General features: G+C 51.0%; 12 protein-coding genes. 11 read left to right on the forward strand and 1 reads right to left on the reverse strand.

The annotated features are described in order from the left end of the window. Positions 1-136: 136 nt before the first annotated feature. From BJP58_RS28155 to BJP58_RS28195, 9 genes are all read left to right on the forward strand, one after another. Positions 137-2314, forward strand: a complete 2178-nt coding sequence (locus tag BJP58_RS28155; protein WP_071222760.1) for a RelA/SpoT family protein — start codon at positions 137-139, stop codon at positions 2312-2314. A 472-nt stretch (positions 2315-2786) separates the two neighbouring features. Beyond that, on the forward strand, positions 2787-3230 hold the full coding sequence (dtd, locus tag BJP58_RS28160; protein ID WP_194541504.1) for a D-aminoacyl-tRNA deacylase: 444 nt from the start codon (positions 2787-2789) through the stop codon (positions 3228-3230). Positions 3231-3333: 103 nt separating this feature from the next. After that, positions 3334-3501, forward strand: a complete 168-nt coding sequence (locus BJP58_RS28165; protein WP_194541505.1) for a hypothetical protein — start codon at positions 3334-3336, stop codon at positions 3499-3501. A 218-nt stretch (positions 3502-3719) separates the two neighbouring features. Next, positions 3720-4226, forward strand: coding sequence for a type 1 glutamine amidotransferase domain-containing protein (locus tag BJP58_RS28170; protein WP_194541506.1), 507 nt, complete (start codon positions 3720-3722; stop codon positions 4224-4226). Between the two features lie 83 nt (positions 4227-4309). Continuing rightward, positions 4310-4765, forward strand: a complete 456-nt coding sequence (locus BJP58_RS28175; protein ID WP_194541507.1) for a hypothetical protein — start codon at positions 4310-4312, stop codon at positions 4763-4765. 808 nt (positions 4766-5573) lie between these two features. Continuing rightward, positions 5574-6827 carry a histidine--tRNA ligase gene (gene hisS, locus BJP58_RS28180; RefSeq protein WP_194541508.1) on the forward strand — a complete coding sequence of 418 codons (1254 nt, stop codon included), beginning with the start codon at positions 5574-5576 and terminating at the stop codon, positions 6825-6827. Between the two features lie 46 nt (positions 6828-6873). Next, positions 6874-8649, forward strand: coding sequence for an aspartate--tRNA ligase (gene aspS / locus BJP58_RS28185; protein WP_194541509.1), 1776 nt, complete (start codon positions 6874-6876; stop codon positions 8647-8649). A gap of 35 nt (positions 8650-8684) precedes the next feature. Then, complete coding sequence (locus BJP58_RS28190) at positions 8685-9440, forward strand: tRNA threonylcarbamoyladenosine dehydratase (RefSeq protein ID WP_076320449.1); 756 nt, start codon at positions 8685-8687, stop codon at positions 9438-9440. A gap of 306 nt (positions 9441-9746) precedes the next feature. Further along, positions 9747-11924: a HelD family protein gene (locus BJP58_RS28195; protein ID WP_194541510.1), complete on the forward strand. Its 2178-nt coding sequence runs from the start codon at positions 9747-9749 to the stop codon at positions 11922-11924. 121 nt (positions 11925-12045) lie between these two features. Here the strand turns inward: BJP58_RS28195 and BJP58_RS34000 are convergent, their stop codons facing one another. Further along, complete coding sequence (locus BJP58_RS34000; RefSeq protein ID WP_267907843.1) at positions 12046-12174, reverse strand: hypothetical protein; 129 nt, start codon at positions 12172-12174, stop codon at positions 12046-12048. A gap of 278 nt (positions 12175-12452) precedes the next feature. Between BJP58_RS34000 and BJP58_RS28200 the strand changes: the two genes are divergently transcribed. Together BJP58_RS28200 and BJP58_RS28205 are read left to right on the forward strand one after the other, a co-directional pair. Further along, on the forward strand, positions 12453-13760 hold the full coding sequence (locus tag BJP58_RS28200; protein WP_194541511.1) for a replication-associated recombination protein A: 1308 nt from the start codon (positions 12453-12455) through the stop codon (positions 13758-13760). Between the two features lie 57 nt (positions 13761-13817). Next, positions 13818-14357, forward strand: coding sequence for a PCYCGC domain-containing protein (locus BJP58_RS28205; RefSeq protein WP_194541512.1), 540 nt, complete (start codon positions 13818-13820; stop codon positions 14355-14357). Positions 14358-14509 lie beyond the last annotated feature (152 nt).

Below are 14509 nucleotides of genomic sequence, written 5' to 3' on the forward strand. Positions count from 1 at the left end.
AGTGTCTGAACGCTCGACATGTTGACGTATAACGTCACAAGCGTCATAATGATAGGAAAACAATCACGAGGGAACCTGCACGTTTTGACAAGGGCGGGTTCCATTTTATATAGAAAGGGAAGAGAAGGACTCCAAAATGGGCATAGAGCGATTACTCGAAAAGGCCAGCGCCTATATAAAAGAACCCGATCTTCTCCGCATCCAGGAAGCTTATGAATTTGCGGAGCAAGCCCACCACGGACAAGTGCGGAAATCGGGAGAACCTTATATTCTTCATCCGCTTGCGGTTGCAGACATCGTGGTGAATATGCAGATGGACACGTTGTCTATTATTGCTGCGTTGCTTCATGATGTCGTTGAGGATACAACTGTATCGCTCGAGCAGATCCGTGAGCGCTTCGGGGATACCTGCGCACTGCTGGTGGATGGTTTAACGAAACTGGAACGTATCCAATTCCGATCCAAAGAAGAACAGCAGAACGAAAATTATCGTAAAATGTTTATCGCGATGGCCCGGGACATCCGGGTGATCGTGATCAAGCTGGCGGATCGGCTTCACAATATGCGCACGCTTAAGTATCAGTCCGAGGAAAGCCAGCGCCGTATTTCCTATGAAACGCTAGAGATCTTTTGTCCGATCGCTCATCGTCTAGGTATTTCCGCGATCAAGTGGGAGATGGAGGATATCGCGCTTCGTTACTTGAATCCGCAGCAGTATTACCGCATTGCGAATTTAATGCACAAGAAGCGGGCTGAACGTGAGCAGTATATCGACAATGTCATAGTCTGTATCCGTGAGAAGCTCGACGAGATGGGCATACAAGCCGACTTATCGGGCAGGCCGAAGCATATCTACAGCGTGTTTAAGAAAATGACGGTGAAGAACAAGCAATTCAACGAAATTTATGATCTTCTTGCAATCCGCATTATTGTGGACAATATCAAGGATTGTTATGCTACGCTTGGCATCATCCACACCTTGTGGAAGCCGATGCCTGGCCGTTTCAAAGATTATATCGCCATGCCAAAAACGAATATGTATCAATCTCTTCATACGACGGTGGTCGGACCGAATGGGGAACCGACAGAGGTTCAGATCCGGACCTGGGAGATGCATCGTACGGCAGAGTACGGTATCGCGGCTCACTGGTCCTATAAAGAAGGTTCCGCAGGCAACGGAGGCAGCTTCGATAATAAGATGACGTTCTTCCGTGAAATATTGGAACTGCAGCATGAGACGAAGGATGCCTCGGAATTTGTAGAATCTCTGAAGATGGACTTTTTCTCCGATCTGGTTTTTGTGTTTACGCCAAAAGGCGAGGTGATCGAGCTGCCTTCAGGCTCCGTCCCTCTCGATTTTGCCTACCGAATTCATACTGAAGTAGGAAATCGAACGATTGGTGCCAAGGTCAACGGCAGAATCGTTCCGCTGGATCATCAACTCAAGACCGGCGATATCGTGGAAATTTTAACATCGAAACATTCGTACGGTCCGAGCCAGGACTGGTTGAAGATTGCCCAATCCTCCCATGCCCGCAGTAAGATCAAGCAGTGGTTCAAGAAAGAGAAGCGGGAAGAGAATGTGGAGAAGGGGCGCGATATGCTGGAGCGCGAAATCAAGCGCCTCGGTCTTGAGGTGTCCGAATGGACGACCGATGATAAATTAATGGAGGCGGCCAAGAAATTCGCCTTTAATGATATCGAGGATATGTTATCGGCGGTTGGCTTTGGCGGGATCACGGCCGCTCAAATCTGTACCAAAGTGACCGAGAAGCTCCGTAAGGAGCAGGAGGAAGCGAATCAGCTTGAATTGACCTCCGAGATGAAGGAAATCAAGCCGGCGGAGAAACGAAGCCGTCCGACTAACGGCGTGCGCGTGAAGGGGATTGATAATCTGCTGGTGCGCTTCGCGAGATGCTGCAATCCCGTACCCGGCGATGATATTGTCGGTTACGTTACCCGCGGACGCGGCGTATCGGTCCATCGTTCGGATTGTGCCAATCTGCCGTCCATGGGTGAAGGCGAGGATGCCGCTCGCGTCATCGAGGTGGAATGGGAAACGGCGGTTGAGGCTAACTACAGCGTCGATATCGAAGTGACGGGCCATGATCGCAACGGACTGTTAAATGAAGTTCTTCAGGCCGTTTCAGAGAGCAAAACAAATATTTCCGCTGTGACCGGCCGATCTGACAAGAACAAAATGGCGATGATTCACATGACGATTTTGATCCGCAATACGGATCATCTCCATTCCGTTGTGGAGCGAATCAAGCGGGTGAAGGATGTATATACCGTTCATCGAATCATGCAGTGATGCAAGTGATGGCACGGTAGCGTGGTTAACGGACTCCGGGGTTTCATGGACATGTACAGTCTCGGGATGATTATACGAATGCGGTCTGTTATCCTGCGGGAGACAGGCCGTTTTATTTTAAGATGTCAGCGTATAAACTTCGGAGGATCTGTCTGCCTGATATCGCAAGAAAAACTACCGATAAACGCGGTCTGTCTTCTTAGAGAGTACATCGATAGACATTTTTCTTAAGATGTCAGAGTATAAACTTCGGAGGATCTGTCTGCCTGATATCGCAAGAAAAACTACCGATAAACGCGGTCTGTCTTCTTAGAGAGTACATCGATAGACATTTTTCTTAAGATGTCAGCGTATAAACTTCGGAGGATCTGTCTGCCTGATATCGCAAGAAAAACTACCGATAAACGCGGTCTGTCTTCTTAGAGAGTACATCGATAGACATTTTTCTTATGGAAAAAAGGAGCTAAACACAATGAGAGTGGTTATTCAAAGATGTAAGCATGCGCAAGTCACGGTTGACAATGAAATCGTTGGCCAGATTGAAGCGGGATTGATGGTGCTGGTCGGTGTGACGCACGAGGATGAAGAGAAGGATGCCAAATACCTTGCCGAGAAGGTTGCGGGGCTGCGCATTTTTGAGGACGAGGATGGAAAAATGAATTTTAGCGTCCAGGACGTGGGCGGAGCCATTCTGTCGGTATCCCAGTTTACACTTTATGGTGACACCCGCAAGGGAAAACGCCCGAATTTCATGGCCGCCGCCAAACCGGATGAAGCGAATGCATTGTATGAAGCGTTTAACCGCGAGCTCATAGCGAAGGGGTTGCAGGTTGAGACCGGGGTGTTCGGAGCCATGATGGACGTGTCGCTAACGAATTGGGGACCGGTAACCCTGATCATTGACAGCAGATCATAAGCGGCTAAAAAGACGGGCAGCATGCATCATATTGGAGAGATGGGGCATCCTGAGTGAACAATGCTTGTGAGGCATTCACACAAAAAAAGGAGCCGTGTTTGCTATGCGCCAACCTCCCAAATTTTCGATATGGAGCAGTTTGCCCACGATGGTCGGGTCCGGAGACATTAGGGAAGCAGCGAGCACAGAGCGCATGGTTGCAGCTTCGGAAGATCCTGTACAGCTCATCAGCATAAAGGGACATATGCGGAAGCAGCTGCCGAGATCGTAGGACCCAATAGGATCGTGTGTCACTTCTGGTGACTTCATGAAAGAGCCTGAGAATATTCTCAGGCTCTTCTTCATAAGTTGTGAGTCCCACAGCCCCCCCTATCATGACCATGTACCTGAATGGTGCAGATCGCAGGGCTTCCGTCCATTCCGCTGTTATAAAAAGGACATTCCAGGGTAATAACAAATCGAGGACAATCATGAAAGGAGACATGCCAGATGAGTAAAGTTGCATTTCTACTAGCTGACCAATTCGAAGATTCCGAGATGAAAACTCCTTATGATGCCGTGAAGGAAGCGGGGCATCAAGCTGATATTATTGGGTTGAAGCAAGGACAAGAGGTTAAGGGTAAACAAGGCAAGGCATCGTATACAACGGATAAAGCCATTGCCGACGTCAATATAAACGATTATGATGCGGTGGTTATTCCAGGCGGCTCTTCCCCGGAAAATTTGCGTCTGGATTCCCATATATTGCAGTTTGTTGCAGCAGCGGACAAGGCAGGCAAACCAATTGCCTCGATATGCCACGGGCCGCAAATTCTGGCAAGTGCCGACCTGCTGAAGGGACGCACGATCACTTCCTATCCTCCGCTTCAGGATGATATGGTGAATGCCGGCGCTAACTTTAAGGATGAGGAAGTCGTCGTGGATCGTAACTTGATTACGTCCCGGACGCCGAAAGACGAGCCGGCCTTTGTGCGTGAGCTGTTAAAGGCACTGTAAGAAGAAAGCAGCTGCATGCTGTATGGTTGTCCATGTTATACCGGTCTTTCAAACACTTGGGTTGAAAAAAAGGAGGAATGGACATGTCTAGACAAATTCAAGCTTATTTCAGAACGGAAGACGACGCTGAAGGCGCAAGGACGAGGCTGTTAACGTACAACACGGAGCAGCTGGAGGTGGGACAGCTTCAGGATTCGGTTCGAGGCGGAGGCAACATCCTCGTGCCACTGGTGCCGTGGGGTAATTCCGGCACGGGTGGAGCGACTGCTGGGGCTACAACGATGGGAGCACCCGGCGGAGTCGTGGGGGCTCCCGGGGTCATCGTGGGCTCCCGTGACGCCAATGACAGCCGCGATATAGCGCAAGATCGACCGCACGGCGATGACACACTGGGCGACACGTGGCGCGAAGCAGACGTAACGGACCGGGACTATGATGATCTGAGATATACGCTGTCCGTTAAGGTAAGGGACGAGGATTACGATCAGATCGTACATGATTTGCGGGCGAATAACGCTTATGTGGAGCGATTTGACTAATTAGCAAAGAAGCTAGCAGCGCGTTATTTCCCTTTTAGAAGATGGAAGATCATCATTCCCGGGGAGCTTACCTGGGAACGCAAAAGGGCTGTTCCGCTGATGGAGCAGCCTTTTTTGGTTATAATATTAAAAGCGCTTTCTTGCTTGTAACATAACTGTAATGTTTGTTCAATGTTTCTTTAATATTCCCTGTTTATAATAACAGCATGACCCCCTTTTTTATATAATATATGTTTTGGACCTACAACGTGGTTTGTAGGTTTTTTTCTTTTTTCGGGCAATTTCAACAAAGTTTCTTGACTTTAGTGTGGTAGTTCATTAGAATCTAAAAATATAATGTTTTGGGTATACTATATTTATCAATAACAGATTTCATGACGGGAACAAGTACTCCATCCCCACAAGACCAGAGAAGAATCCCTTGGCTGTAAGGATTCGCTTGATGAGTGGACGAATGACCTCCCCGAGAACAGACGGCGAAGCAAGCACCGGTTAACCGGTGGGATAGACAGTAGCCGAACTGCGCGGCCGGGCGTTATACGGATGAAGCGGATGATTGAACGCACTGATTAAAGGTGTGTCAACGCCGGAATGTGGGTGGTACCACGGGTGATTATATAACGATCTCTCGTCCCTGTTGTCTTAGGACAGCGGGGCGGGAGATTTTTTAGTTTTCACGGCTTATTGCGAAATGACTCCCCAGGAGTTTTTCCATAGTTAGTTCTAAGTTAGTTTCAAGAAGTGAACCAGATCAAGGCAATGGACATGTTCCAAGGGTGAAGATGTCATAGGACGTGGAGGGATGAAGATGGCAAACGAGAAGTTCGAGAAACCGACAGGCACGCAGGACATCCTGCCAGGTGCCGTCGAGAAATGGCAGTTTATCGAGGAGAAGGCACGCGATTTGTGCCGAAGATACAACTACCGCGAAATTCGCACACCGATCTTTGAGCAGACCGAGTTGTTCGAACGCGGGGTGGGCGAAACCACCGACATCGTAGAGAAGGAAATGTATACGTTCAAGGATAAAGGGGATCGCAGCATGACCCTACGTCCGGAAGGAACGGCAGGCGTCGTGCGGGCATATGTGCAAAACAAGCTGTATGGAGAGCCTGACGTCACGAAGCTGTATTACATGGGTCCCATGTTCCGCTACGAGCGTCCACAGGCGGGACGTTACCGTCAATTCCATCAGTTCGGCGTCGAGGTGTTCGGGACGGCAGATCCGGCTATCGATGCCGAGGTGATTGCGCTGGGATACAGCTTCTACAAGGAGCTTGGGCTGAACGGGGTAAAAGCAGAGATTAACTCTGTAGGGACGCCTGAGGTACGGGCGGCTTACCGCAGTGCGCTGCTAGCTTTCCTGGAACCGATGAAAGAGAACCTATGCTCGGATTGCCAGTCGCGCATGGAACGCAACCCGCTGCGCGTGTTGGACTGCAAGAAGGACCAAGGGAAGTTCGATGATGCGCCTTCGATTCTGGACAGCCTGGACGAGGAATGCAGCACGCACTTTGAGAAAGTGAAAGGGTACCTGGATGCGATGGGCATCGAGTATGAAATCAATCCAAGACTGGTTCGGGGATTGGACTATTATACGCATACCGCATTTGAATTCAAGACCCAGGGCATCGGCGCGATTGATACGGTAGGCGGCGGAGGGCGGTTCAACGGACTGGTCGATCAGATCGGCGGACCGGATCAGCCTGGCATCGGGTTCGGGATTGGTCTTGAGCGAATCCAATTGATTCTGGAACACCAAGGGGTTAATCTGTCGGCAGCCAAGCCGCTGGATGTCTATCTGGTGGCGCTGGGTGAAGCCGCTGAGCAGGAAGTGGCCAAATTGATCTACGAACTGCGAAGCAAGGGCGTAGCTGCCGAACGTGATTACCTTGGCCGGAAAATGAAAGCCCAGATGAAGTCCGCCGACCGTTTGCAAGCTCGTTATACCGCCATTTTGGGTGAAGATGAACTGGCGCGCGGAGAGATTGCACTGAAGTCGATGGAGACCGGCGAGCAGCGTACGGTTAGATTGGACGCTCTGGTTCAAGAATTGGTTTAATCGTCGTATGAAGCGACTTAATTATAGTAAAGGGGAATGATAAACGATGAAAAGGACGCATCAATGCGGTCATCTGACAACCGCGAACATTGGAGAAACTGTAACACTGAACGGCTGGGTACAAACCCGCCGCGACTTGGGCGGCGTGCTGTTCATTGATCTTCGCGATCGGAGCGGCATCATGCAAATCGTATTTAACCCGGATTTCTCAGGCGAAGCTTTGGCTGTTGCCGATAAGGTCCGCAGCGAATTCGTGGTGGCCGTATCCGGTAAAGTCGTAAAGCGTGATCCAGAAACGTTCAACCCGAATTTGCCTACTGGCGAAATCGAAGTTCAAGTGACAAGCATTGAAGTGCTGAATGCAGCCAAAACGCCTCCGTTCTTTATCGAAGACGGCGTGGAAGTGGATGAGCAGCTTCGTTTGAAGTATCGCTATCTGGACCTTCGTCGTCCAGAGATGCAAAAAACGCTGATGCTGCGCTCCAAAGCGTCGAAAGTATTCCGCGACTTCCTCGATGACGAGGGCTTCGTGGACGTGGAGACGCCAATTCTGACCAAGAGCTCCCCGGAAGGCGCACGCGACTATCTCGTACCGAGCCGCGTACACGCAGGTGAATTCTTTGCGCTTCCGCAATCTCCACAAATTTATAAGCAGCTCCTTATGGTGAGCGGGCTTGAACGTTACTACCAAATTGCACGCTGCTTCCGTGACGAAGACTTGCGGGCTGACCGTCAGCCCGAATTTACCCAGGTCGACATCGAGACGTCCTTCATGGAGCGCGACGACCTGCTGAACATGATGGAGCAGCTGATGGTGAAGCTGTTCAAGGAAACCATCGGCGTTGAGCTTGCAACACCATTCCAGCGTATCAGTTATGCTGATGCGATGGGTAAATACGGCTCCGACAAGCCGGATCTCCGCTTCGGTATGGAATTGATCGAAATGAACGATATCGTTGCAAGCAGCGGCGTCAAAGTATTCTCTTCCGTCATTGAAAAAGGCGGCGAAGTCAAGTGTTTGAACGCTAAAGGCTGCGGGACTTGGACACGTAAGGAAATTGATGATCTGGGGCCATATGCAGCCCGTTACGGAGCGAAGGGTCTTGCTTGGATTCAAGTGAAAGAAGGCGAGTTCAAGGGGCCGATCGTGAAATTCTTCAGCGAGCAGGAAATTGAAGCGGTAAGGGAACGCACAGGAGCCGAAGACGGCGACTTGCTGCTGTTCTCCGCAGACAATAAAAAAGTGGTTGCCGACGTGCTTGGCGCGCTCCGCTTGAAAATCGGACGTCAGCTTGGCCTGATCAACGACAACGAGTACAAGTTTGCTTGGGTGCTGGACTTCCCGCTGTTCAGCTATGATGAAGAGGCGAAGCGTTATGTGGCCGAGCATCATCCGTTCACCCGTCCAAAAGACGAAGATCTGGAATTGATGGATACGGATCCGCTTGCCGTGCGCGCGGAAGCTTACGACATCGTTCTGAATGGATATGAAGTAGGCGGCGGTTCCATGCGGATATTCAAACGCGAGATCCAAGAGAAAATGTTTGCGGCTCTTGGTATGTCACCGGAAGTGGCGCACGACAAATTCGGTTATCTTATGGACGCCTTTGAATACGGTACTCCTCCACACGGCGGAATCGCCTTCGGGTTGGACCGTTTGGTGATGCTGCTTGCCGGACGCACGAACCTGCGTGAAACGATTGCGTTCCCGAAAACGGCAAGCGCAACGGATCTGTTGATGGACGCTCCTTCCCAGGTGGACGGAGGACAGCTGGAGCAGCTGCATATCAAACTCGCCAAGAAGCCGGGCGACGAGAAATAAGTCCGTTGTTCTTGATAAAGGAGGTTGCTTGAATTATGCTGCACCAATTTTCCCGTACGGAATTAGCCATTGGTCCTGAGGGCCTTGAAGTGATGAAGAACAGCACGGTAGCCGTGCTGGGTATCGGCGGCGTGGGGGGCATTGCGGTGGAAGCCCTCGCCCGTTCCGGGGTAGGCCGTATCATTCTGATCGACAAAGACGTGGTGGATATCACCAACATCAATCGGCAGATCCATGCCTTAACGACCACGGTAGGTCAGAAGAAAGCAGACCTGATGGTTGAACGTGTCAAACTGATCAATCCGGAATGTGAAGCGATCGCCCTGAACATGTTCTACACCGAAGAGACGTATGAAGAGTTGTTTAAATTCGATCTGGATTATGTGATTGATGCGTCGGATACGATTATTTATAAAGTACATCTGATCAAGGAATGCCTGCGGCGCGGTATTCCGATCATCTCCAGCATGGGGGCAGCCAACAAAATGGACCCCACGAAGTTCCAGGTAGCTGACATCTCCAAAACGTCCATGGATCCGATTGCCCGTATTGTACGCACCAAGCTGCGCAAAGACGGCATCAAGAAAGGGGTCAAGGTTGTTTTCTCACTAGAGGAGCCGATGAAGCCCCGCCAGGACGTTACGGAGAAGATTGTACCCGAGAATGCTCCTGAAATCCGGAAAGCGAAGCAGCCTCCGGCAAGCAATGCATTCGTTCCGCCTGTGGCCGGACTGATTATGGTGAGCGTAACGGTGAAAGAACTGCTTGAAAAAGGCGGCGTTTCGTTGTAACGAGGCATCCGGACAAAATTAAACTCGGCTCGAGAAAACGATAGGTAAACGGAAGGCATGGAGTAAGAACAGCCTTTCGGCAAAGTTGAGCGTGGTTAACCAGACGCAGCGTCAAAGGACGCTGCGTTTTTTGCTGCCGTGGACGAAAGCGATCAGGACAACAAACCCAAACAATAAAATTCCTGTGACAGAGCTTTGCTAGTATATCCGGGCCAGTTGTGCTACAATGAAACTCCTTTTTGTGTCACGGCCCTTAAAGCCAGACTTCGATGCGAAAAAAATATGTTTCTTAGGAGGTAACTGAAAGTGTCAGAATCTTTTCAAAGTGCCTATCAAGAAGAAGAGTCAAGACTAAACGAGGTTATCGTTGAAATTGACCGTCAGCTTGAACGTTTGCGCGGCATTCCGGTATACACGGGCCATGATTTTACGGAGCAGGTGCTCGAAGCAGGACGGGAAGAGAAACGGCAGGCCCTCGCCAAAAGTTTGCCGGAGCCTTACTTCGGGAGGCTGGATTTTCAGGAGAGCGGAACGGGAGCGAAGAAACCGCTCTACATCGGGAAGATCGGCTTCGATAAGGAAGATGCCGGGGATCACCCGATGGTGATTGATTGGCGAGCTCCGGTCGCGAGTCTTTTTTATTCGTTTACCGGCGGTACCGACCCGGCTTCGTTCGAAGCACCCGAAGGAATCATCGAGGGGCTAGTCTATTTAAAACGCAACGTCGTGATCCGAAAGCAAATTTTGGAACGGGTATCGGATACGTACAATCGGGAAAGCGGCGGACCTGCCGTATCCGATGAGTTTTTGGTTTACCGTCTCGGGGAGAACAAGGATAACCGGCTGCGGGATATCGTATCCACGATTCAGGCCGAGCAGGACAAAATCATCCGGGCTGCCAAAAATACCGCACTTATCATCCAAGGGGTGGCGGGAAGCGGAAAAACGACGGTGGCGCTGCATCGGCTGGCATATTTGCTCTATCAGTACAAGGAGCAGGTAACCGCGGAGAAAATGATCATATTCGCACCCAACCTGATGTTTCTGGATTACATATCCGACGTGCTGCCTGAGCTCGGAGTCGGCGATATACAGCAGCGCACATTTGGCGATTGGGCAGCGGAACTGCTCGATATTCAGCTCGCTTCGGATGATCATGCACAGACGCTTCATCGATGGTTCGAGACAGAGCCAGGTCAGGGTACCCCGGATATTGACGATAATGTCAGCGGGCGCTACAAAGGCTCATTGAGACTGATGGAGATCATCCGGCGCTGCGTGGAGTCCATCGAAACGGAGGCTCTTCCGGACGGGGACTTCTCTCCATGGGATGGGGCTGTACTGAAACAGGAGACGATCGCGGAATGGTTCTACCAGGAATATAAACCGTACCCGCTGGCCAAGCGGAAGGAACGGCTGCTGGCCAGGCTGCACCGCTGGGTCGAGATGGAGCTGAAGAAATCGCCATCAGCGGCCGTGATGAAAGAACGGAAGAAAAAAGCGGCTCAACGAGAAAAGGCTTATGGGAACCGATGGCCGAAATTTGAGCCGGTCTCATTATATAAACAATTGTTTGGGGCGGTTAAGGCAACCGGATCGTGGTTTGAAGAGCTATCCGCTCTGATTCCGTCCGAGGTGCTCGCCGCAACGCGTAAAGATCTGAAGAAAAACGTGGTCCGCGAAGAGGATTTGCCTGCCTTGCTGTATTTCCACTGTTTATTGAATGATATTACCGGAGAGCAGCGTTTTGACCATATCGTTATTGATGAGGCTCAGGATTTCTCGCCATTTCAGGTGGCTGTGCTGGACCTGTTCGTCAGAGGACATTCCTTCACCATATTAGGTGATTTGTCGCAGGGCATTCATGCCTATCGCGGCGTTCATGCGTGGGAAGAGATGAGCTCCCTGTTTAAGGAAGAGGAAACAGCCTATTTTGCGCTTACACGCAGTTATCGCTCCACGATGGAGATCATCGAATTTGCGAACGGCATTTTGGAGAAGGGTGTCAGCAGTGATCTGCTTGCCGTTCCGGTATTCCGGAGCGGCGATACCGTTCGCCTGATTCCTTATGATTCGGCGAAATCCCGAACGAGAGATTTGGAACGGGCGATGGAGGCACTCATCGCTAAGGAATATCGGACGGTCGCTATACTCACTCGAACCTTGCGAGAAGCGCAAGAGCTGCATGAGCAATTCATTACTGCGTGGCCGATGCTGAATCTGATCGATGGCAGCAAAGGAACGTATCAGGGCGGTTATTCCGTGCTTCCTGTTTATTTGTCCAAGGGGCTTGAGTTCGATGCGGTGGTGGTGGCGGATGCAGATCGGGCGCATTACGCGGAAAAAGCATGGGATGCCAAGCTGATGTATGTGGGATGTACGCGGGCACTGCATGAGCTGTGGCTGCTGCATAATGAGCCGCTGCCAACGTATATCAGGACGGAGACTTCAGAAATTACTGCCAGCGGCTGGCCCGTGGAGTAAGGTGAGATTGTGTTACTAACGTTGTAATGCAGTGTGAAATGGAAAGATAGGAAGATGTCCCGTGGGGTGGCACATGTCTGCATGTGCTTTCTCTGCGGGACTTTTTTGTTCTGCTTTTTGCTTAACCAAGCATTTGGTAGGAAGAGCCCAGATTCTCGATATACCGGATCAAGGTCCAAACGGCGAGGATGAAAAGTGCAGCTGCCAAGATGATGAAGAGGGTCATTTTTCGCATAGGTTTTCGTTTCATTTCAAGAACCTCCCTTCGAGCTTTGGATGGTCTAGCGAGATTTCGTCTACCTCACTTCGGATACCCTGTATAATTTCTATATTATGTAACGCTCCGGAACGATAAAAGTTCGTTACCATGTTAAACGGGCGCGAATATCGATGGATTTCCGAATCACTAAAATGGATGTCATAGGGTTGCTACAGGCATGGCGAAACTGAATATGGTATGATAGAGTGTGACGGATTTGATTGAAACCGGCTTATCGTTACATTGATATCAGACAAGGAAGTGTAGCAATGGATTTATTCAGTATCGGGCGTGAAGGGGATCGGGATTCCCGGCTGCTGGCCGATCGGATGCGCCCTTCGTCGCTGGATGAATATATAGGACAAGAACATATTATCGGTCCGGGCAAACTGCTCAGACGGGCCATAGAGGCAGACCAGGTCTCTTCCATTTTATTGTACGGCCCGCCGGGATGCGGCAAAACGACGCTTGCGCATATTATCTCACAGCAAACGAAGGGGTACTTCGTTCGGCTGAATGCGGTGGAGGCCTCGGTTAAGGACGTCAGGGAGGTCATTGAGCAAGCCCAGAGCAACCGCAGTTTGTACGGCACCAAAACGATCCTGTTTCTGGATGAGGTCCACCGCTTTAACAGCTCAAGACAGGACGCGCTGCTGCCTGCCGTGGAGAACGGCACGATTATATTTATCGGCGCGACGACGGAGAACCCCTTTCATTACGTAAATGGGGCCTTGATGAGCCGTTCAACCTTGTTCCAGCTTGAGCCGCTGAATAAGAACCATTCCATGATCGCGATGCAGCGCGCGCTATCCGATCCGGATAAAGGTCTTGGATTCATGGAGCTTCAGGCAGATGAGGAAGCATTGGAGCATATTGCAACGATGGCGAACGGCGACATCCGGCGTGCATTGAATGCGCTTGAGCTCGCTGCGATGACGACCCCGCCTGATGCAGGCGGCACGGTCCATATTACGCTGGATGTGGCCGAGGAATCGATACGCAAGCCGCTCGTCAAGGCGGACGAGTCCACGCAGTATGACGTGCTGTCCGCCTTTCATAAAAGCATTCGGGGTTCCAGCGATGCGGCATTGTTCTGGTTCCTGTATGCGGTCGAAAAGCTGGGGATGGACCCGATGGTGTTCATCCGCCGCTTGATTGCTGCCAGCAGCGAGGATATCGGGCTGGCTAATCCGCAAGCGATGGTGCAGGCGGTAAGCGCACTGGACGCCTACCGGAATAACGGCTGGCCGGAAGCCAAGCTTAATATCGCCCAGGCTATCCTGTTTGCGGTGGAAAGTCCAAAATCCGATGGCGTTGTGACCGCAATATCACGGGCGATGTCCGCCATGGATGAAGTAAAATCGGCGGAGGTACCGCTTCATCTGCGTGATGCGCATTATTCGGGCGCCGTGAAGCTGGGACATGTCGGCTATAAGTACCCGCACGATTATCCGGGCCATTACGTGAAGCAGGAATATTTGCCGAAGGAGCTCTCCCGCCGGGTGTTCTATCAGGCGACGGAGCAGGGGAACGAAGCCAAGATCGCGCACAATCAGCGATTACGACGCGAAGAATAGGGTCGTACAGCGAGAACGGGATTAACGGCCGCTAGTTTAGTTAAATGGAGGAAACGAATGATGAAAAAAGGGAAACAACGGTTTGTCATCCTGCTGCTGTCCGCCGGTCTTATGCTGAGCGGCTGTTCGGGGAAAAGCGCCCAGGAGCAGGTTGAAAGTGGACAGGCAACCAAGGCAGCGCATGAGCACGGACATCAGACGCAGCTGTCCAACGGGGATATCCAGGAGGCGACGGCTTCGATTGATGAGCTGCCTGCCTTTTTGAAGAGCCAGACCAGCGAGCTCCAGACGATCTATGCCTTGTCCGCGCAGGTCAGTGATGTCCTGAAATACATTCCTTGTTATTGCGGCTGTGGGGACAGTGCCGGTCATGAGAGCAATCTGAACTGTTTTATTGATGAGATTCAGGAGGACGGCACCGTGGTGTGGGACGATCATGGCACCCGCTGCGGGGTATGCCTGGACATTGCCGTGGAATCTGCCAAAATGAGCAGCGAGGGCAAAAGCCTGAAGGATATTCGGACCGCAATCGACGAGAAATACAGCACAGGTTATGCTAAGCCGACACCAACCCCGATGCCGCCTGCCGAAAGTTAATTCTACTGTGGTTAAACAAGAAGGTACCCGATGTGATCAATGCTCACTCGAGTGCCTTTTTTCTGTTGGGATTCATGTCCTTTAAGGACGTTGTCAGGAATCGCTGATACACTTCATAGGATCAGCAGACGTGATCTATCTCACAGCATCAA

It is taken from the genome of Paenibacillus sp. JZ16 (genome assembly GCF_015326965.1).
Taxonomy (GTDB): Bacteria; Bacillota; Bacilli; order Paenibacillales; family Paenibacillaceae; genus Paenibacillus_AQ.